Source organism: Pseudoalteromonas sp. MM17-2 (genome assembly GCF_022347945.1).
In the GTDB taxonomy this organism is placed as follows: Bacteria; Pseudomonadota; Gammaproteobacteria; order Enterobacterales; family Alteromonadaceae; genus Pseudoalteromonas; species Pseudoalteromonas ruthenica.
Window position 1 is genome coordinate 42,035 of record NZ_JAKRFV010000007.1, and the last position, 21,406, is coordinate 63,440.

General features: G+C 45.0%; 16 protein-coding genes. 7 read left to right on the plus strand and 9 right to left on the minus strand.

The window, feature by feature from the left end; translation table 11 throughout:
* Positions 1-68 precede the first annotated feature (68 nt).
* Together MHM93_RS07660 and MHM93_RS07665 are read left to right on the plus strand one after the other, a co-directional pair.
* Positions 69-671, plus strand: a complete 603-nt coding sequence (locus MHM93_RS07660; RefSeq protein WP_045980021.1) for an HAD-IA family hydrolase — start codon at positions 69-71, stop codon at positions 669-671.
* A 119-nt stretch (positions 672-790) separates the two neighbouring features.
* Entirely contained in the window at positions 791-1,516 is a 726-nt protein-coding gene (locus tag MHM93_RS07665) for a YebC/PmpR family DNA-binding transcriptional regulator (protein ID WP_045980020.1), read from the plus strand.
* Between the two features lie 57 nt (positions 1,517-1,573).
* Here MHM93_RS07665 and MHM93_RS07670 read toward each other — a convergent pair whose 3' ends face one another.
* A complete protein-coding gene (locus MHM93_RS07670) occupies positions 1,574-3,757 on the minus strand; it encodes a malate synthase G (RefSeq protein ID WP_239448564.1) in 2,184 nt (727 codons plus the stop codon).
* A gap of 216 nt (positions 3,758-3,973) precedes the next feature.
* Here MHM93_RS07670 and MHM93_RS07675 point away from each other — a divergent pair, with 216 nt between their 5' ends.
* Positions 3,974-5,578: an isocitrate lyase gene (locus MHM93_RS07675; RefSeq protein ID WP_022943532.1), complete on the plus strand. Its 1,605-nt coding sequence runs from the start codon at positions 3,974-3,976 to the stop codon at positions 5,576-5,578.
* A gap of 292 nt (positions 5,579-5,870) precedes the next feature.
* On the opposite strand, the gene MHM93_RS07680 is transcribed toward MHM93_RS07675, so the two are convergent.
* Both MHM93_RS07680 and MHM93_RS07685 read right to left on the minus strand, forming a co-directional pair.
* On the minus strand, positions 5,871-6,467 hold the full coding sequence (locus MHM93_RS07680; protein WP_239448565.1) for a hypothetical protein: 597 nt from the start codon (positions 6,465-6,467) through the stop codon (positions 5,871-5,873).
* A gap of 50 nt (positions 6,468-6,517) precedes the next feature.
* A complete protein-coding gene (locus tag MHM93_RS07685) occupies positions 6,518-8,215 on the minus strand; it encodes a phosphate ABC transporter substrate-binding/OmpA family protein (protein WP_239448566.1) in 1,698 nt (565 codons plus the stop codon).
* Positions 8,216-8,345: 130 nt separating this feature from the next.
* Between MHM93_RS07685 and MHM93_RS07690 the strand changes: the two genes are divergently transcribed.
* Positions 8,346-8,492: a hypothetical protein gene (locus MHM93_RS07690; protein ID WP_239448567.1), complete on the plus strand. Its 147-nt coding sequence runs from the start codon at positions 8,346-8,348 to the stop codon at positions 8,490-8,492.
* A gap of 9 nt (positions 8,493-8,501) precedes the next feature.
* Here the strand turns inward: MHM93_RS07690 and MHM93_RS07695 are convergent, their stop codons facing one another.
* The 4 genes from MHM93_RS07695 to MHM93_RS07710 all read right to left on the minus strand — a co-directional run bounded on the left by MHM93_RS07695 (position 8,502) and on the right by MHM93_RS07710 (position 15,425).
* A complete protein-coding gene (locus tag MHM93_RS07695) occupies positions 8,502-9,854 on the minus strand; it encodes a DNA recombination protein RmuC (protein WP_239448568.1) in 1,353 nt (450 codons plus the stop codon).
* Between the two features lie 170 nt (positions 9,855-10,024).
* A complete protein-coding gene (locus MHM93_RS07700) occupies positions 10,025-13,069 on the minus strand; it encodes a DEAD/DEAH box helicase (RefSeq protein ID WP_239448569.1) in 3,045 nt (1,014 codons plus the stop codon).
* A gap of 142 nt (positions 13,070-13,211) precedes the next feature.
* A complete protein-coding gene (locus MHM93_RS07705; protein ID WP_138508203.1) occupies positions 13,212-14,177 on the minus strand; it encodes a transcriptional regulator in 966 nt (321 codons plus the stop codon).
* A 9-nt stretch (positions 14,178-14,186) separates the two neighbouring features.
* Positions 14,187-15,425, minus strand: a complete 1,239-nt coding sequence (locus MHM93_RS07710) for an AAA family ATPase (protein WP_239448570.1) — start codon at positions 15,423-15,425, stop codon at positions 14,187-14,189.
* A gap of 783 nt (positions 15,426-16,208) precedes the next feature.
* Between MHM93_RS07710 and MHM93_RS07715 the strand changes: the two genes are divergently transcribed.
* Positions 16,209-17,426 carry a replication protein A gene (locus MHM93_RS07715; RefSeq protein WP_022946895.1) on the plus strand — a complete coding sequence of 406 codons (1,218 nt, stop codon included), beginning with the start codon at positions 16,209-16,211 and terminating at the stop codon, positions 17,424-17,426.
* 49 nt (positions 17,427-17,475) lie between these two features.
* Here the strand turns inward: MHM93_RS07715 and MHM93_RS07720 are convergent, their stop codons facing one another.
* Positions 17,476-18,348, minus strand: a complete 873-nt coding sequence (locus MHM93_RS07720; protein ID WP_045980015.1) for a DNA replication terminus site-binding protein — start codon at positions 18,346-18,348, stop codon at positions 17,476-17,478.
* A gap of 207 nt (positions 18,349-18,555) precedes the next feature.
* Here MHM93_RS07720 and MHM93_RS07725 point away from each other — a divergent pair, with 207 nt between their 5' ends.
* The gene (locus MHM93_RS07725) at positions 18,556-19,020 is read left to right on the plus strand and encodes a low molecular weight protein-tyrosine-phosphatase (protein WP_239448571.1); all 465 of its coding nucleotides are present in this window, start codon (positions 18,556-18,558) and stop codon (positions 19,018-19,020) included.
* Positions 19,021-19,183: 163 nt separating this feature from the next.
* The gene (locus MHM93_RS07730) at positions 19,184-20,533 is read left to right on the plus strand and encodes a 3-deoxy-7-phosphoheptulonate synthase class II (RefSeq protein WP_053909445.1); all 1,350 of its coding nucleotides are present in this window, start codon (positions 19,184-19,186) and stop codon (positions 20,531-20,533) included.
* A gap of 27 nt (positions 20,534-20,560) precedes the next feature.
* On the opposite strand, the gene MHM93_RS07735 is transcribed toward MHM93_RS07730, so the two are convergent.
* On the minus strand, positions 20,561-21,370 hold the full coding sequence (locus MHM93_RS07735; RefSeq protein WP_022946891.1) for a pyruvate, water dikinase regulatory protein: 810 nt from the start codon (positions 21,368-21,370) through the stop codon (positions 20,561-20,563).
* Between the last annotated feature and the right edge of the window lie 36 nt (positions 21,371-21,406).

Consider the following 21,406-nt stretch of genomic DNA (forward strand, 5'->3'; position numbering starts at 1 on the left):
CTGCTATGGTTGCGCTTATAGCGGTGCAAGGTCGTATCATTGCAACCATATAGTTTACAGGAAATACAATGCCAAGCAGCAAGCCTCATTCTCTTAATGGCGTCATTTTTGACATGGATGGCACACTATTCAGCTCTATACTGAATTTTGCTCGCATCCGTGAACAACTCAACTGCCACGCTGATATCGATATTTTAGACTTTGTTAGTACGTTGGATAGCGAAGGGCGGCAACGAGCAGAGCAAGTGATACTCGACCACGAACTTGCCGATGCGCAGCAATCTCAATTATTACCAGAGGTTAAGGCAGCAGTGCAAAGGCTACACCAAGCCAATATTCCGATGGCCATCGTCACCCGTAACTGTCAGCAAGCAACGGCCATCAAAGTAAAACGCAACCCTTTGCCAATTGAGCTGATTTTGACCCGTGATGATGCTCCCGCAAAACCGGACCCCAGTGCACTGCTTCACATAGCCGAACGATGGCAAATGGCACCAACCGAGCTGGTGTACGTAGGTGATTATAAATACGATATTGAAGCGGCGCGCAACGCCAATATGCGTGCTTGCTTATATGCGCCCCAAGCGCTTCCTGATTATGCACATCAAGCTGATCATATCATTCGCTGTTTCAGTGAGTTGCCTTCCCTCTTCCCAAGTTATGTTAAATAACCTCATTTAAAAAGTTTGACCAACAAAGCAGCACTTTTATGTAAACATGGCACTAGCCCAATGTGCTGCGAGTTGTTAAAATCCAGTGAGGAAATAAATTCAAACTTGAGAGATTGAAAATGGGCAGAGCGTTTGAAGTTCGTAAAAACGCCATGGCGAAAACAGCCGCGGCAAAAACAAAAGTAAACTCAAAATACGGTAAAGAGATCTACGTCGTTGCAAAAAATGGCGGTGCTGACCCAGATGCAAACCTTTCTCTACGCCGTTTGATTGATAAAGCTAAAAAAGATCAAGTACCCGCTCACGTAATTGATAAGGCGATAGAAAAAGCAGCCGGTGGTGCGGGTGAAGATTACTCTGCGGCACGTTATGAAGGGTACGGTCCAGGTAACTGCATGGTTATTGTAGACTGCCTTACTGATAACCCTAATCGAACCATTAAAGACGTACGCTTACCGTTTACCAAAACCGACTCCAAGATCGGCAACCCAGGTTGCGTTGCGCACATGTTTGATCACCTCGCCATTTTGGGTTTCGAAGGTGATGATGACGAAGAAGTGTTGGAAGCGCTAATGATGGCTGATGTTGACGTCACAGATGTCGAAGTAGAAGACGGCAAAGTATCTGTATTTGCCCCGCATACCGAGTACTTCAAAGCGAAAACAGCACTTACAGAAGCATTTGCAGACATTAACTTTGATGTTGACGAAATTACCTTTGTGCCACAAACACACATTGAAATCACCGACGAAGATGATATCGCCAACTTTGAGAAGTTTATGAACATGTTGGAAGATTGTGATGACGTACAAAATGTCTATCACAACGCCATTGTTAATAACTAATAGCGTTAATAAAAAAGCCGGCTAATATGCCGGCTTTTTTATTGCTGTAAAGGCCCTTTACATCGACGCTTGGCGTTCTTTGAACAGTCGGCGGTAATGATGCAAAAGCGGCTCGGTATAGCCATTGGGCTGTGATCTACCTTTGAAAACCAAATCTGTCGCAGCTTGAAACGCTAAGCTATCAAGCAAACTTTGTTCACTATCAGCCATATTTTTATACTGGCTATCGCCCGCATTTTGCTCATCAACCACCTTAGCCATACGCTTCATGGTTTTCAGGACTTGCTCTTCGGTGCAAATACCATGGTGTAGCCAATTAGCAATATGTTGACTAGAAATCCGTAATGTCGCGCGATCTTCCATTAAGCCGACATTATTGATATCGGGCACTTTTGAACAACCAACGCCTTGCTCTACCCAACGCACAACATACCCCAAAATACCTTGAACATTATTATCGAGTTCGAGCTGAATATCTTCGCTGCTGAGTTGTTGCTGATTATCAATCGGCGGTGTGAGTAAGTCTCTAAAGGACTGCTGGCTTTGTGCTGATAATGTCTTTTGCTGCGCGAATACATCAACATCATGATAATGAAGGGCATGTAAGGTTGCGGCAGTCGGGGAGGGCACCCAGGCGGTGTTGGCACCCGATTTCACATGGCCGATTTTCTGCTCCATCATTAACGCCAGTTTATCTGGCATTGGCCACATGCCTTTACCTATTTGTGCTTTACCACTTAAGCCACATTCTAGGCCAATACTAACATTGCGTTTCTCGTAGGCATCTATCCAAGGCTGAGCTTTAATTGCCGATTTTGGCAATGCCGCACCGGCCTCCATAGCGGTATGAATCTCATCGCCGGTTCTGTCCAAAAAGCCGGTATTAATAAAGACCACTCGCTGTTTCGCTTGCGCAATACAGGCTTTCAAATTCACCGAAGTACGTCGCTCTTCATCCATAATCCCCATTTTCAAGGTATTGTTAGGAAGACCTAATAAAACCTCCACTTCACTAAATAGCTGTGCGGTGAAGGCCACTTCCTCGGGGCCGTGCATTTTAGGCTTAACGATATAAATACTCTGAGTGCGCGAGTTAGCTAACTCGGAGCGGCTGTGATATTCGGGAAGTGCGCACAAACTAGTAAAGACCGCATCCAATATGCCTTCAAATACCTCGTTACCATCGCTGTCTAGTATCGCGGGTGTTGTCATCAGGTGACCGACATTGCGCACAAACATCAAGCTTCGGCCATGAAGGGTCAGCGACGAGCCATCTAACTTAGTAAAATGTTGATCCCTATTAAGGCGCCGTGTTTGAGTTTGCCCACCTTTGGAAAATTCGCAGCTCAAGTTTCCCATCATCAGCCCAAACCAGTTACGATAAACTTGTGTTTTATCCTCGCCATCAACGGCAGCGACAGAGTCTTCACAATCCATGATGGTGGTTAGAGCAGACTCGAGTACGATGTCTTTAATGCCAGCTTTGTCGTCGCGGCCGATGCGGTTGTGTGGGTCGATGGCGATAATAAAGTGCAGGCCATGATGACAAAATAGCAACGCAGTCGGGCGCTCAGGTTGACCCTGATAGCCAATCAACTGCGAGGGCTCAGCGAGGGTTACTTGCTGAGAGTCACCCAAAATAACCACAAGCTCGCCATTGTTTATCGCATATTCGGTACTTTCAATGTGTGAGCCGCTTTTGAGCGGTAACGCTTTATCTAGGAACTGTCGCGCATAGGCCATGACCTTAAAACCGCGCACAGGGTTGTATTGGCTACCTTGCTCTGCGCCTTCTTCCTCACTGATCACATCGCTGCCATACAGTGCATCATACAAGGAGCCCCAACGGGCGTTGGCGGCGTTTAGGGCAAAGCGTGCATTACTCACTGGCACCACAAGCTGCGGTCCAGCCATGCGCGCGATTTCATCATCTACACCCTCGGTTTCTACGCTAACCTGCTGTGGTTGCTCTAGCAAATAACCGATGTCTTTTAGAAACAGGGTATATTCATCATGGTTATCTTTAATATTTTTCTGATAATAACCGTCAATGTGCTTCTGCAAACTATCCCGCTTCGCCAGTAATGCCTTATTGATGGGAGTAAGGCGCTGAATGATATCGGCCAAACCCGCGAACAGGCGTTCAGTATCGAGTTCAGTGTGCGGCAGGACTTGCTCAGTTATGAATTGATAAAGCTGAGCATCAATAGCCAAGCCGCTGTGAGAGATGCGCTGGGTCATGTGCGTTTCCTTTAAACGAAGAAGTTAGTCATTTCACTGTAACTGAAAAAGCGCTGATGTGAACCCAAACACCATTCACTGAAAATATAGCCACAATAATAACTATAAATTTAATAAATCACCCCAATTCGTCCTAGGGTAAAAATACAACGCACCGAGCACTCTCACATTGGCTTTGGAGCAATTAAACAGTTACCCGTTCAAAGGATACCTATAATGACAAACTACAACGCACACATCGACACGTTAAGCAGCCTTCGTCAGAGCAACCTACCGCAGTGGCAAGGGATTAATTCGGAATATGCAGCGCGTATGCAGCTTCAAAACCGCTTCAAAACCGGTCTCGATATCGCTAAATACACCGCTAAGGTGATGCGCGAGGACATGGCCGCTTACGACGGGGATTCAAGCCAGTACACGCAATCCTTAGGTTGTTGGCATGGGTTTACCGCGCAACAGATGATGATGGCCATTAAACGTCATCAAAAAACCACTAAGCGCAGCTATGTCTATCTTAGTGGCTGGATGGTGGCAGCACTGCGCTCTGAGTTTGGTCCATTACCGGATCAAAGTATGCACGAAAAAACGGCGGTGCCTATGCTTATTGAAGAGATCTATACCTTCTTAAAACAGGCCGACGCCCGTGAACTTGATCATCTATACAAGGCACTGGACGAGGCCAAGGCCCAAGGTGGCGATGTTGCAGCTATCACCGCACAAATCGACAACTTTGAAACCCATGTGGTGCCCATTATTGCCGATATTGATGCCGGCTTTGGTAACGAGGAAGCCACCTACCTATTAGCGAAGAAAATGATAGAGGCCGGTGCCTGTGCAATTCAAATTGAAAATCAGGTATCCGATGCTAAACAGTGCGGTCACCAGGCCGGTAAGGTAACGGTGCCCCACGAGGACTTCTTGGCCAAAATCAATGCGGTTCGATATGCCTTTTTAGAGCTAGGTGTTGATGATGGCATCATCGTTGCGCGCACCGACTCATTAGGTGCGAGCTTGACCCAGAAAATTCCAGTAAGCAAGGAAGCCGGAGATCTGGCTAGCCAATACTTGAGCTTCTTAGATACCCAACCTATTTCTGGGGGGGATGATCTATTAGAGGGTGAAACAGCCATTAAGCTCAACGGTCAGCTATGTAAACCGGTGCGCTTAGACAACGGCTTATATCAGTTCCGCGCCGGTACGGAAAAAGACCGCGTAGTACTAGACTGTGTCACAAGCTTACAACACGGTGCCGATTTGCTATGGATTGAAACCGAGAAGCCGAATGTAGAGCAAATTGCGGAGCTAGTAAACCGCGTTCGCGAGCAGGTTCCCAACGCCAAATTGGTGTATAACAATTCGCCTTCATTTAACTGGACGTTGAAGTTCCGTGAGCAGGTGTATAGCCAATGGCAACAAGATGGCCGCGACCTAAGTGCTTATCCAGACCCAAGCCAAGATCCTAAAGTGCTTATGGATGCGAGCCTCGATGGCTCAGAACTAGCCAAAGAAGCGGATCATCATGTGCAAAACTTCCAGCGTGACGGAGCACGTGAGGCGGGTATTTTCCATCATTTGATCACTTTACCCACCTACCACACAGCAGCGCTCAGCACCGATATTCTTGCCGAAGGGTATTTTGGCGACTTAGGTATGCTTGCCTACGTGCGCGATGTACAACGTCAGGAGATCCGTCGAGAGCAAGCCTCAGTGAAGCACCAAGACCTAGCGGGTTCAAATATTGGTGATACCCACAAGGAATACTTCTGCGGCGAAAACGCACTCAAAGCAGGCGGCGAAGCCAATACCATGAACCAGTTCTAAACCAAAAGGTGTGTTGCCAGTGAAAGGGCCGTTATCGGCCCTTTTTTTGGATCAGCATTTTACTTAGTGCAAACAAGGCGGAGCTCATCTCCCCAAGGGAAGCTTTATTAAAGAGGTTACTGGGCCTTTACAGCGGTATAAACCACTTTTTTACCAACTGTATTGAGCTTTATTTTTATCACAGACCACATTTTTACTAACTAAACGACAGGGACAAATCACTTTTTTACTAACTCTAGGTATAAAAAAACCGCCTAAAAGGCGGTGCAAAACTGAGTTAACAGGCCTGTTCTTATGCTTGTTGGCGACGCAGTGGCACGACTTGAGCCCCTTCATCTACGACTTCATCCTTTGGGTCTTTTTGCTCCTCAATCAATGAGTTCAAACGATCACGCACGCGCTGAGCATCACTCTGTTGCTGTGACGCAGCTTGATTTAATCGCTCACGGACAGCGTTAATACGCTCTTGTTGAGGGTCTTTAGGCACCATAGCTTCTACCGACACACCTTCTTGTGCCATCATCGCAGCTAAATCTGCAGAGGGCAGATTTAAAGCTTTAGCAGCAATCGTAAATGTCTCTTTGCAAGCAACCTGCTCAGCCAAGCTAAGCTTGGCTAAGGTGGCTTTGAGTTTGTGATAGTCTAAAAAGAGTTGTCCGAGGTGACTCTGAATCACGGATTCACTCGCGTCGGTATGCGGTTTTTTAACACCCGCTATCGCGTCTTTGAGTAACCCTTCTTCGCGCATACGGTTAAGAAGCGCATCGGAAGGTAGCTTTAAGTCGGTAAAAACCTGATCTAAATTGCGTTGTACACGCATGGCTTCAACCATACTTAAGCGGGCAAAGGCGCCGGTAAGATTATAGTGATCCGTTAATATGGCAAACATATCCCCTCCTAAATCAGCAACTAAAGTAGCAGCTATCGATGACAGAATAATTACAACACCCACACCTCAACGCGACGATTACGTTCTCGACCTTCTTTGCTTTGGTTGTTGGCAACAGGCAAAACCTCACCAAAACCTTGGGTGTCGAAGACCGCCACACCGCGAGCGGTGAGCTCCTGCTCTACAGAACGGGCACGTTGCAAAGATAACGTTTTATTGCGCCCTGCATCCCCGGAGTTATCAGAGAACCCCATTAGTATTACGCGCTTTTGGGCATGACTTTCAAGGTAATCGAGCAAACGTTGGAGGTCGCGCTTACCTTTGTTATCCAACTGACCGCTTCCATGCTCAAAACGAAACGTCAGTGATAATCGCTGACCTTGTTTAGCATACTGCTTATATACCGAGGGCGCTTCAGTCATTGGCTGTACTTGCTCAACATGAATATTCTGCGAAATAAGACCCGTATCGGAGACTATCTCTTGCCCGGCATAAGAAATGACATACTGAGCAAAGTTCTTGATAAACATCGATGCCGTGGTCGGTGTATACACGTAAAGTCGACGTGCTAGCGCATAATCTTCAGTACCGATAGTAAAGCGAGTAGGGTAGATAGGCGCTGTTTGAGCTCCCTCAGAGACCGCTATTGCTTTATTGTGAAGGATGTAGTTCAGCCCTATAAAGCCGATGCCGTACTCATCTTGTGAAACCTTTTGAGATAACACTGAGCTTGACTCAAAGCGCTGGGCAAGCGGGCTTAACTGCGCCTGATGCTTTTTAAGCACTAAGTTCTTAAAGGTGTCCCAGGTGCCAGACTTGGCGTCTCGAGCATATAGATTAATGGCCTCAGAAGGGCCTCCAAGCTCACGCCAATTGCTTATTTTACCGGAGAAAACCGCAGCTAATTGCTGCGTTGATAGGTGGCTGACAGGGTTATTTTGGTTAACGATAACGGCTAATCCATCAAGGCCAATAATGTGCTCATTGCCTATTTGGCTGAAATCACCAAAACGCGCTTTAAGCTTATCGACTTCTTTGCTTTTAACTTTGCGTGAAGCCATTGCTAAATCTGCTTTACCGGCTTCAATGTCTGCGAAACCAGTGCTTGAGCCATGCGCATGCAACTCGATGTAATATGGCTTGCTATCGAGCTGATAGTGCAGCTCTCTTTCGACGCTGACTTCGCCTTGACGCCAATTAAACTGCTTTGCCCCGAGCTCCTTTAGGTAGCCCTCGAGTAAGGCTGGAGCAAGCTTTTCACCAATGGTGTTGGAACCGTGAATACGAAATGCGAGTTGCGCTCGCTGTTGCTCTTTCTCTTGAGGCCTGCCATTGTCGGTAGGCTGTTGAGCTGTGGTGACTTCTGTTGGTGCCGCTGGCTTCGAGGCCATGGCGATGTCAGGCTCTTGGTTGACGTAAAAGGTATACCCTGTGGCGACGAGCGCAAGGATTACAGCTACCCCAGCAAAAATAAGTGACAGCGGCGTGGTGGCTTTATCTTTGCTGATTTGTTCGCTTGCGCCAGTAGTGGGTGATGCCCCTTGCTGCTGTTGCATATCTTGCATAGCGGATATGACGGCACTTAACTCACTATCTCCCAATAGGCTTAATTCATTCAGTACCAGCTTCCGATAACTCTCATCAGCGATAAATTTTTCCGAAGCTATTTCGATCCCATACTTATTTTGCGCTAAGCTTTGTAATTGCTGTAGGCGTTCGATAAAGCCCTGAGAATGATGCGATGTCATAAAAACCCTAAGTCATTATTTTTTGCGCATAGCTTAGGGTTCTAAGATGACAGTTTCATGAATTGTAAAGGGGGTTTACGAACGCTGTGTGTCACTGTTATCACTTACTTCAGCCATATAGGGACGTGTTATGATGAAGATATCTGGATACTTATTTATCGCCAGCGCAATCGCTTTTGCTGGCGCCGCATTCATTGGCAATATTCTCTCTTTGTTTGCAGTATCTGCAGCCTTTATCGCTTTAGGAATTACACAAATCAGAAAAGCGTCACACTGACTCCTGTCTTTATTGAGCTTGTTGTAGCTCAAGCTCAGCCTTTTCACGTAGCTCAGCAGGTAGCTCTTTTTGAACAGCAACGCCTAACTCTTTGAATTCATTGGCTTGTTTTATAAGATTCCCCTTTCCGCTATAAAGTTGAGAAAAGGCTTTATCATAAGTTTCTTTGGCTTTGTCGAGCTGTTTACCTACACCGTCCATTGATACCAAAAAGCTGTTGAGTTTCGCATAAAACCGCTCTGCACGTTTGGCCAGTTCTTGCGTATGCTTGGATTGATCTTCAAAACGCCAAAGCTGTTTAACGATATTCAAGCTGGTAAGTAAGGTTGTCGGTGTCGCAACCAAGATGTTGCGTTCAATGGCGCGTTGATACAAATCAGGCTGATACTTCAACGCTTCAACATAGGCACTTTCGATGGGCACAAACATAATCACCACTTCCGGGGAGTTCAGTTGCTCCAAACGATGATAATCTTTACTTGCAAGCTCATTAATACGCTCGTTCATCGCTTGCACATGTTCAGCCAAGGCTTGGTGAGCTTCAATATCGCTTTGGGCGTTAACGTAGCGGGTATACGCATTTAGAGACGTTTTGGCATCGACGATAATATGGCGTTGTTGTGGCAAATAGACCACCACGTCGGGACGGAAGCGACCTTCTGGAGTATCAAAGCTCGCTTCGCGTCGATAATCCTCATTGAGACGCAGTCCAGCGCTGTCTAAGACGTTTTCTAGCATTAACTCACCCCAGTTACCCTGGGTTTTCTTTTGCCCTTGTAAGGCCGTAGAGAGACGCTCAGCTTGTTCGGTAATAGATTGATTGAGTTTTTGTAGATGTACTAACTCGGCTTTAAGTGCTGCTCGTTGTTGCAGCTCTTGCGAGTGGATATGCTCCATTTTATCTCTGAAACCTTTTAACTCGCCTTGTACTGGTTTTAATATCTGCTCCATGCTCTGCTGATTAAGGCTTTTAAACTGCTGTGATTTATCCTCAAAGACTTGTTGCGCGAGCGCGCTAAATTCTTGTTTTAGTTGGTCTTTAGAATCCTTGACTAACTGCAGTTGCTGCTCAAAGTGCGCTTCTTTTTGCTCTAGCGTCGCTTTCAATGACTCATAACGGCCATGAACAAGGGTTAACTTTTGCTGCAGTTGCTGCGCCTCCTGACGCTCTCGTTCTAAACGATTATCTCGTTCGCCAAGCTGCTGCTGATGATATTGCTGTTGCGCTAAAAGCTGTTGCTGTGTGTGCTCATTGCGCTTTTTATAGTGTGATACCCTGACTCCTAGGAACAAGCAAAGAGGAATAACAAAGGCGAGGGAACCTAGGCTCAATAATGCTGTAGTGGAAAGTGACGCGAACATACCTTTCTCGCAAAAATAATGCTGTTGGCTTGATAATAGCAAATCCCAGACAAAAAAAAGCCAGCTAAATCAAAGCTGGCCAATTCATAATAATCAGGGAAATCAACATAGGGTGCTTGTCTAACAAGCATAATAATAGAGTCTGGCGACAGCCAAAAGTTCAAAAGAAATTATGCTTTTTCTTCATTTTGTAAGTTAAGCATCTCAAGTAGTTGATTATCATCAATTTTTTTATCTACCAACAAACTCGTATTTAAGAACTCATCAACCAAGTGACGCTTTTTATCTGCCAAAGACATCACTTGCTGTTCCACGGAGTCGGCGATAATTAACTTATACACAAAGACGGATCGATCTTGACCCATGCGATAAGCGCGGTCCGTTGCTTGATGCTCTACAGCGGGATTCCACCAAGGGTCAAAATGGATCACTGTATCGGCGCGGGTTAAATTTAAGCCACTGCCGCCTGCTTTAAGGCTGACTAAAAACACGCGTTTATGTCCTTGTTGAAACTCGTCCACCTGGTGCTGGCGGTCACGAGTTTGACCGGTGAGCATCGCGTAATCAATCTCTAAGTCGGTCAATTGCTTGGCAATTAAACGCAGCATTGAGGTAAATTGACTAAAGATAATGACATGATGATCCTGAGCGAGCATATGCGGTAAATGCGTGGCTAACCACTGTAGCTTCGCACTGCTGGCTTCGTGCGCGTCATCAACCAACTGCGGATGGCAACAAATTTGACGAAGTTTCAACAGTGCATCAAGGAACTGTAACTTACTTTTTCCCACCCCTTGGTGCGCCACTAAATGGGTGAGTTTATCGTGTAAAGCGCGGTGATAATTGTGATAAACCTGAGCTTGTGCGGGTAACATATCGAGCTGTTTTACCAGCTCAGTTTTGCTAGGTAGTTCGCAGAGCACATCAGCTTTCGCTCGGCGCAGCAAATAAGGTCTTATGGCCTCTTGCAGCGCTACTAGGCCATCAGTGGCTTCGAGAAAGTTACTTTTGAACTGAGCGTCGCTGCCTAACAGCCCGGGCAAAGCAAAGTCAAATACCGATTTGAGCTCTTGCAAATTGTTTTCAAAGGGTGTGCCGCTGAGTGCGATTCGTGTTTGGGCCTGTAACTGCTTGGCCTTGATGCTTAACTGCGACTGCGCGTTTTTTATCGCCTGCGCTTCGTCTAACACCACAGTGTTAAATCGCACACCGTGATAAAACGCAAAGTCACGTTTAAATAGCGTATAGGTTGTGACAATAACATTCTTAAAATTTAGCTGCTGTAATTGTGCGGTACGGTTGTGTCCGATAACCACATCGACATCCATATGCGGACAGAAGCGTTGAATTTCGTTGTACCAATTCGCGACTAAGCTCGTTGGGCACAAGACTAAGTGGGGCTTTTCAGTATTTTCTAAGGTGCTCAGGAAGGCAATAACCTGCAATGTTTTACCTAGCCCCATATCATCGGCTAATACCCCTCCTAAACCTTGTGCAGCGAGCAATTGCAGCCAATTAACGCCTGAGTGTTGGTACTCTCGCAAAGTAACGCTGTGATGTAATTGCGGCTTTTTCAGCGACTTCAAGGTGGCCGGAGCGAGCAACTTTTGCAACTGAGTATCCACTTGCAACTCAAATGATTGTTCTTGTTGTAGTTGCTGATAAAGACTGCGAGGAAGCGTACAGTGCGGCTGATGTTTGCCACGAGCAAAACGGGCAAGATACTGCCTTATACATTCAGCAGTGGCAGCAGTAATAGTAAAGTAACGTTCCTCTACTGCAATAAAGTAATGCTGGGTGGTATAGGCTGACACCGACTGCATTTGCGCTAAGGTCAATGGATAGTCCTTAGCGCGATGGTTAATAACAAACTGCACTTCTAAGCGATGGCCGTGCAACGCGTTTACCTGCGCGATAATGCGCGCTGAGTTGGTGTTCTTCACATCAGCTTTGGGAAGGCCTGTCACTGTACCGCCCAGCGCCTGCACTTGGCTATTCAATTCAAACAGCCACTGCTGTTGATGTAAGCGCGAACGCGGAATGAATAAATACTCATCTTGTAAAGGGGCTTTACATGGTTGCAATCCTAAATTTTGCAGTGCGGTTGCCGCTGGCGTTTTCTCCTTTGCCACTAGACGGACTTTATAGGGCACCTGGGCAGTTAAAAATTGCAGATTAAAGTAAGGAGTTAACTTTTTTTTTTGATTCACCAAAGTTCTCAGGTGAAGCGTTTTCATTAGCCGTTTAGCCAGCTCGTCGACTTCACTGGCTTCGGCCTGAGGAAAGCGTGCTAACGCCTGTATTTGCTCTGCACTAAGATGAGTTTGCAAAGCATGTACCTGGTGTTCCGCAGTATTAACGTAATAAGGTGGGGAAGTCGGTAATACCCGCTCGGCGTTGAAATTAGGATGATTTGCGCGCAGCTGAGCAATATCATTCTTAACCTGCCATTGATAACTAAGCGCTATAGGCTTACCCAGTTGTAACGGCTGACGCTCCTTTTCAAAAAACAGCTGAGCGTTACTCAGTAGCTGCAAAAGTGCTCTTTCACCCCACTGGGAGTGAAGGGTTAACTTGCCAGGCTGGTTTTGTGAGCGGATCCAAGAAAACAGCCGAAAGTCTTGCTCACATACCCCTTTAGGTGTCACTTGGGCGTGGCTTTGTTGTTCGGTTAACGCTCGCCCTTGGGTGTATTCATTATCTTCATTTAGTGCCGCGATTTTAGCCGTCAAAGTTAATTGCTGATGATGAGGATGTAGTTCAAAGGCAATTCCGTGATTTTGCACATCAGACGCAGAGCCATCACGTTTTATCTCATTAAACCAGTCTTCGATACGGTATTGATGAGCATAATCACCTTGGCTTTGTAACTTCAACTGCAGTAACGCCGAGGCCACGTGCTTACAACGGACTTTAGCATCACAGCTGCAGTGCGCTTCAACATCAACGACTTGGGCTGTGACATTGAGACGAATCTGCTGATCGTAAGTTGTTCCATCGTCGTCCATCACTTGGGCATCGATTTGCGTGTAGTCATCGTTTGCCTTTACCCACAATACTTGCTCATCTCGCAACATTTGCTGAGCACGACTATACACACCTTTGGTGAATAATCGTTTTAATGCCAATTCGGAAAGTGGAAATGTAAACTGCTGTTGCTCATTCACTTCAGCAAAGACAGCCAATAAATCCTCTTTGGTTAACGACGACGCCATGGACCTACTCGGGAACTCAAATATGCCAGTATATCGCCTTTAAAGGGAAGGAAAAAGTATGAACTAGTGAGGAACCAACAAAATAGGTACAAAGGTTTAAAAAAGTAAGCCCCGATTGGAGCTTACTTATAAAGAATGATGGCTAATTAAAGCTCTCTAGCATTTTCGCCAACTGTGCAAAGCGTTTATCTGTTAGCACTTTATTATCGATTTTTATGGTTACATCACCACTTTTAGTATGCTTTTGTACACGCACAAAATCATTCCCTAAATCAATATCTTGCGTACGTTTTCCAGCCTGCTCAACATCGCACAAATACTTAGTAACGGCTAATGCCGCCTTATCGTCACTGTCAAAATGCTGGTCGCTAAAATGGCTACTGCATTGTTTAACACGCTCATTAAAGCTTTCTGCGTCTTTCTCTTTGGCTTGAATCAGTTTCTTAGCGACTTCGCGACCGACGTAGTTGGCAGTAGGGTAGAGCGCCAAAACATCGTGAGGAAGACACTCATACGCTTTTATGGCATCCGCGATAGCGGTGTGTGACACTCCCTCGAGGGCCGCTATTTCGCGATAAGAACCTTTTTTACCTTGCTGCTGTAACTCATCACGGGTGTATACATATGCTTGCCCCAACTCCCACAAACTTGGCGCAATATACTGATCTGAAGAAACCGCGAGTATTTTGGCGTCCTCATCGTTGAAGTCTGCAGAGCTTAATACCAAATAGTCAGCTTTTGCGAGAATACAGGCTTTACGGCGACGAGAACCCGCCAGCACAAATAAACCGTCATCATGCTCCCAAGCCAAAGCCGGGTGCTGGTTGCGTCCATCTTCTGCAATCGCGGGTAAAATGTCAGCCACAGACTTCTCGGTCAGCAGGGCCTGAACTCGGCGGTTTTTACCATAAACTTTGGTACGCTGCTCTATTTCAGCGTGGGGGATCACCTCACACGTTAAGCGAATTGTACGCTGCGGATCGCTCGGTGCTGGCATGCTAATAACATCACCGGCTTGTGCTTGTTCTAAAAGTTGATCAAGGCTGCTATTTTCTACCGCTGTTGCGAACGGATCTATTCGAGTATCATTTTTACGTTTTTTTGCCATGACAGTGCCTTACTTAGTCGCCTCTAACTGAGACTGAGTGGACGGCCAATTAGAGCGTATTAACATCTCTAATTCATCGACCACATCTTTAATGTTTTCCTGCGCTTTTACTAGCGATTCTCTACTTGCCAAGCTATCTGATGTTTTCTGATCAAATATGGTATTGAACGATGATGAACTAGCAGTAATGGCGCTGCTGTGGTTAATGGGGTAGCTCATCACCTGACGACCAAAGGCCGAGCGAACATCCTTAACAATATCTCGCTGCGAATGGTTCCCCTTGACGTAATTGGTCACCAAAAACTGCATGAAGTCCCAGCCATCGTGACCGAGCGCCGCGACAGTGTGATAAATCTCACCTAAGCGCTTGAGATACTTATTATTTGCGTCAAAGTCTACAGCCTCAGGATGGACCGGGATAAGCATGGAGGTTGAGGCCATTAACGCGTTGTAAAACATAAAGTTAAGTGATGGAGCGGTATCAATTAGGATGATATCAAACTGATCTTTTACCGGCTCAATAACCTTTTCAAGCAATTTATGGTAATGCCGCGTTTGGTCGTAGTTGGCACTTTCGCGCAAAATAGTGGCTATTTCATGCTCAAAATAGAAGTCATCCATACCTGATGGCAGGACACGAATATTAGGGATGTGCGTTGGTAGAAACGCATCGCTGACGATTTGTTCCCAGGTTTCATTTTCTTCTAAATCGATACAATTGCGCATAAGATCGCCAACGGTAATGGGATCTGGCTCACTAGGGGGAAAGAAGCTAGAAGAGGAGCCCTGAGGGTCAAGATCGATGATACCTATTCGATATCGTTTAATGTTAGTGGTGGCCAATGCAGCAGCTATATTCACCATGCTTGTGGTTTTGCCACATCCTCCTTTTAAGGAGTTGATAACAATGACTTGCAATTTATCATCTTTATCACGGTGGTCGGCATCAATGCCCATGACTTCGGCCATGGCGTAGATGTTTGACAACGTATAAGCATAATGACCATTTGCACCTCGGCGTATTTCAATATGATCAAAATCGCCCTGATCATGACGTCGCTTTAAGGTTCGGTTATTACAGCCTAACAAATCGGCGGCCGCTTTTTGGGTGTATGTCCGCAGCTCTTTTTCTTCTGACTTAAGGTGAGCGCGATAATGTTGTATTCGCCCTTCTAATGACTTTTCAGCTACATCGGCGGTGGCTTTCAATAACTGATATGTTTTTAGCGCACTTTGTTTGATTGTCATACTAGCTTCCCTAAATTTGAGGCTTTAGTATAATGTCCACTACTTTACATGTAAACATATATTTTAGACGACATTCTATTTTTTGGTTGAAATTAAATCAAAGAAATTTTTTAAGAATAAATCCCTTAAGGTAATAAGTAGGGTAAATAGGTCTAAATATATAGGTAGTAATAGGCTAAGGTTGCAAAATAGATAGGTAACTTACTGTTATCTAATAATAAATTTAAAATTGTTAGATCGTAATTTTACCTGGTAAAGATCTGATTCTTACTAGCTGCGAGATCATGTTTTTACTGACTTAAATTTAACCTGTCTAGTTATACACATAATATTAAGTAGGTTATCCACAAAAAGCGCCCGTGAGATCATTATTTTACTATCTCTAATACGGAGCTTATGCACAATGAACAGTGGTTCTAAGCCTTATCAGTCCTAAAAGATCGGATCTTTACTTGCTACAGATCAGATCCATACTAAGCGAAAACTTAGTTATACACAGTGCGTTGATGAAGAAGCGATTTTTGCTGTTTTTTTGTACCATAAACGGCGGTCCAAGAGCGAAAACCTAAATTTAGTTAGTAAAAATTCGATCTAACAGCGCTGAGCTAGTAAAATTGTGATCTGAAACAGAGAAAGTATGCCTACAGAAAGAGGCTGTTAGTAAAAAACTGATCTCAGGTAACTAACTTCAAGTTGGATCAGTTTTTTACTAACATAGACGATTAACTTTTGCAGCATTATGTGTTGATATTGCTGATAGCACCGAATAAACGGAAAATAACAATGAGCCGGAAGGTCAATATCTCGGTTGAAAACTTGCCTGATTCATTAAGAGGCCAAATTAATGGCGTCGAGAGCGCAACCGATAATGAAAATTTAGCCCTTTTTACGGACAACAAAGATGTTCGCATTTCTATTGAAAGTTCTGCGGCTCACGGATTAAGAGCATATTCTAATACATTTAACCATTACGACTTGTGGGGACGCTTTGTTCGTTCAGGCCATAAGAAGCTTCCTTTAGAAGAAGCTCCCAAGAAAACCATTATTACTCGGAGAATATCTGAAAAACTAGACGGCATCCTTTATGAAGGGGAAATAAAAATTACCCCTGCTGTTGTTAGTACCCGACAAGATGGTGAAGAAGTAGAATGTTTAGTATGGCCTTCTGACAGAGAAGAAAAAGTTGAACGCGCATTAATAAGATTGGCGTCGAAAGGTAAAATAGTAAAGATTAACTTCAAGTCTGGCATTCAATATGCGGTGATCTTTTCCATGAATGAATTGGCTCAAGAGTTAAAAGCTGTTGGTCAGTCAATGCCATATCCACAAATCAAAGAATCACTTGAAGCGCTACAAGGCTCGAAGTTGTCTTTTAAGTATTCGGCAACCGATACACGCAACTCTCATATTGATGATTCATTTTACGAGTCCAATATGAATTTTCTTTCTTCGCTGCATTTCAGCGGTAAGAAAGGGCAGGGCGGTAATGTTAAGTGCGTGGCATGTTTGAATGCATTCGTGCATAACATGATTGATAACTTGGAGTATAAGGGTTACTACTTTAACCGAGCTCAAGAATTAAAGCGCGGTCTGTCTCGATGGATGATGTTGCGTTTGTATCATTTGTGGCGTTACGCTGCGCCAGGAAAAACTTATCACTTTCGCTTAATCTCAATCATGGAGAAGTACGGCTCGATTTATGCCGACGATGAAATTACCGACAATAAACTCAAAGCCCTTCGCAGAGATATGACGACAACTATGAAAGATCTCATCGATAAGGGGGCAATATCAGATTACAGCATTTCCAATGTTAAAGATGACAATACCGGCAAGATAATTGACTACGTGTATGAAATGCATCCTTCAGATGAGTTCTGTGAAGAAATACTGACTCTGAATAAACAACACAAGCGCATTGAAATCCAGGGTGGAAAACGAATTGTTGAAAATGCCGAAGTTATTGACGAAGAGCGCTTAGAGGAAATTGTCGAAAAGTAAATTCAGGCGCCAACCACCATCCCCCTCAAAAATAAGGGTGAGTGAGTGTTTACTCACCCTTTGCCAAGTAAAGACGCTCAACTAGGTACTCATACTCTCTTTTTCTAGGATCCTCTTTTAGTGTGTATGAAGTTAATTCGCCTAGTTTCAAATCCGGGTTGTCATCAAAGACAATAAACGGTAGTGCACCGCTGACATGATATCGACGTGCGTCGCTGAATCTTACATTTACCTCAGGTGTCACTCGAATAGGCCGACGAATACGTAACTTTTCGTTATGACTGAGGCTGGCCACTTTTGCTTTCTCCTGTTCCACCAAACGTTGCCACTGAGTTTGGTCTATCATCCTTGGGTTTGAGTAAGCACTGCTACGCTCTAACATAGTAAGTGCTAACTTACGTGATAGAGACTTGGTGGAATGCTTTTTCATCCAAGTAAAACGCACGGAAGAAGGGGAATTGCCTTCGTAATGTATACGTCGATAAAACGACAACGTTTGTAGCCCTGGCACTGCGCTATGAACTGCATCAAAGCGGGCGTCATTGTTATCGTAAGTAAGCACTAACTTTTTAAATTCCATTTTTAGCTCATTTATCTTGTCTATATATGGAATCAGCTCAGACTCACTCTGTTTAGCTAAAACAATTAACCCTGGATGGCGGCGTGCCATTTTGCTACTTAAACCTTGTTGTTTATAAAAGTCAGTGTAGGAATTGCAGATGCGTAACAATGCTTGTTGGCCATCATGAGCGGTTACTGGAATAGAGCTCAACGCTTGACGTTCGTCATCCGTAGTCGGTGCGGGTAATTCAAAATATCGACTATGGTGTATGGGCTGCTTTTTAACCGTTTCGGTAAGCGCTTGTAAATAATCACCTGTTAAATCGAATATTGCTCTAAGCTGTGTTTTTACTGAACTCATAAGTCAAAACTATAACGAACACATCATACTATGAAGGATACCTGATAGATCACTTAAAGCAAATGTCCTTTGATAATTTGTTATAACAGCAGACGCCGATGCAACGATATAGTAGTTAAAAGTTAAAGTATGATGTGTTCATTAATTGAATTACATTAACCACTGTGGCTAAATAAAATGAATGAATCACATCCCGAGGAGTAACTAATGAAAATCATGTTTGTATGCTTAGGAAATATATGTCGCTCGCCAACCGCCCACGGTATTGCTATTAAATTAATTCGAGATTCACAACTAAATCAGGTAACCGTAACCAGCTCGGGGACCGCAAGCTACCATGTGGGTTCACCCCCTGATAAAAGGGCAACTGAATATGCCTTATCCAAGGGCGTAGACCTAAGCGTTCTTAGGGCACAACAGCTGCAAAAGGCAGACTTTTATGAGCAAGACCTAATACTGGTGATGGATCAAAGTAATTTTGAAAATGCGCTTGCTCTAAGACCAGCTGATGCTACAGCTAAGGTTGAAAAGCTGCTGTGGTATTACCCGGACTGTCCTTTTGAGGATGTTCCAGATCCATATTATGGTGAAGATGAGGGATTTGCTCAGGTTTTCCATCTATGTGAAGTCGCAATTACCCATTTGTTAGAAGACATTTCAAAAACCCGTTGATGATGAGGTAAACTAATAAGCACATTATGTATGATGTGTTCATTATGCCATTTTTCTGATTCTTGTAATTTATTTAACGAACAGCGCCTTTACCCCTTGCGTCAGCGCCCGCCATTCGGTACTTTCGAGGGGAGGTAACAATAGGAATGAGGAAAGATAAAAAGTGAAACCTTGGAGTCCCAATAGTTGGAGAGATTTGCCAATCGTCCAACAACCCACATACCCAGATGAAGCCCAACTGGGAAAAGTTGAGAGCGAATTAAATAATGCACCGCCATTAGTGTTTGCTGAAGAAACGAGGAGTTTGTTCAAGCAGCTAGAAGATGTATGCGAAGGCCGCGCGTTTTTGTTACAAGGCGGAGACTGCGCCGAATCATTTAACGATTTTAACGCAGCCAATATACGCGATACATTTAAAACCCTGCTGCAAATGGCCGTGGTGCTAACCTATGGTGGCAAGTGTCCGGTCGTCAAGATTGCTCGTATGGCGGGGCAGTTCGCTAAACCGCGCTCAGCAGACATCGAAACAAAAGACGGTACATCGCTGCCTTCATACCGTGGCGACATTATTAATAGTTACGAATTCACCGAGCAAGCGCGAGTACCAGACCCACAGCGGCTAATGAAGGCGTACCATCACAGCGCCGCTACCTTGAACTTATTACGTGCTTTCGCTCAAGGTGGTCTAGCTGATTTACACCAGGTAAACCGCTGGAACATGAGCTTTGTCGCTGCTAACCCGTTGAAGGATAAATACCAACAGCTGGCTGACAGAATCCAGGATGCGTTAGAGTTTATGGAGGTCTGTGGTATCAATTCCACCAATGCTCCATCACTCACAGAAACAGCTTTGTACACGTCTCATGAAGCACTGCTATTAGGCTATGAGCAAGCGCTGACCCGCCGCGACCACCTCAGTGGTGACTGGTATGATTGCTCGGCGCATTTCGTATGGATTGGCGAGCGCACACGCCAGTTAGATCATGCCCACATTGAATTTTTCCGTGGCATTAAAAACCCGATTGGCGTCAAAGTCGGCCCAGGCATGGACCCAGACGAGCTCATTCGCTTGATTGACGCCGTAAACCCGGAAAATATTCCAGGTAGGTTAACGCTTATCACACGCATGGGCGCTGACGTGCTTCCAGAAAAACTGCCCGCTTTGGTGCGTAAAGTTCAGCAAGAAGGGCGCAAGGTTATCTGGAGTTCAGACCCGATGCACGGCAATACGGAAAAGGCCAGCTCCGGCTATAAAACTCGAAGCTTTGACAATATTCTGCGCGAGATCAGTCAGTTTTTTGCTGTTCACAAAGCAGAAGGGTCTTATGCCGGCGGTGTTCATTTGGAAATGACCGGCCAGCACGTGACCGAGTGCACAGGTGGTGCATATGGGTTGTCTGATGCAGATCTAGCGCAGCGTTATCGCACCCAATGCGACCCTCGCCTTAATGCCGACCAGGTCCTCGAGCTTGGCTTCTTAGTGGCAGACCTATTAAAGGATGCCCGCAAGTAAAATGAAAAGCGCCAACATGGCGCTTTTTTAATATTTACGACGTTGTAGGCCAGATTCTGCCATTATCTTTGCAGAGATTTCCTCCACTGAATGATGAGTAGAATTGAAGTGAGGAATTTTAAAACGCTTATAGAGCATTTCTACTTCGCGGATTTCAATCCGACATTGTCGCAGTGATGCGTAACGAGAGTTCGCCATACGCTCATTACGTATAGCCGCTAGGCGTTGCGGCTCAATGGTTAATCCAAACAGCTTATCCTTATACGGCTGCAAACATCGCGGCAGCTCCCCAGATTCTAAGTCATCTGGAGTGAAAGGGTAATTCGCTGCCTTAATGCCGTACTGCAACGCTAAATAGAGGCTTGTTGGTGTCTTACCACTGCGGCTTACGCCCACAAGCACCACATCAGCCTGGTCATAATCTTTTATGTTCGCACCGTCATCATTTGCCAATGCATAATTAACTGCGGCAATACGATAGTCATAAGATTGCTCGTGAATACTGTGCGTGCGATGCACTTTGGGCACGGGCTCAACATTGAGCTCCCTCTGAATTTGCGCACTGAACGTGGAAATAAAGTCATAGCAAATGGCATTACTCGATTGAATAATTTCACTGAGTTCTGGGTTAACAAACGTCAAAAACACTATAGGTTTTTCATGGCTGAAACTGGCGGCTTGCTCAAGCTGAGATTTTACTTCCCGCGCTTTTTCGACGGTTTCAACAAAAGGAATGGTGATGTGTTTAAATTCTACAGGAAATAGCGATAACGTGGCATGGCCGAACGTTTCAGCGGTTATAGCGGTGCCATCGGATATATAAAACGCGCTACGCATGAGAGTCCTTTTTTATTAGTATCTTGGTATAAACCG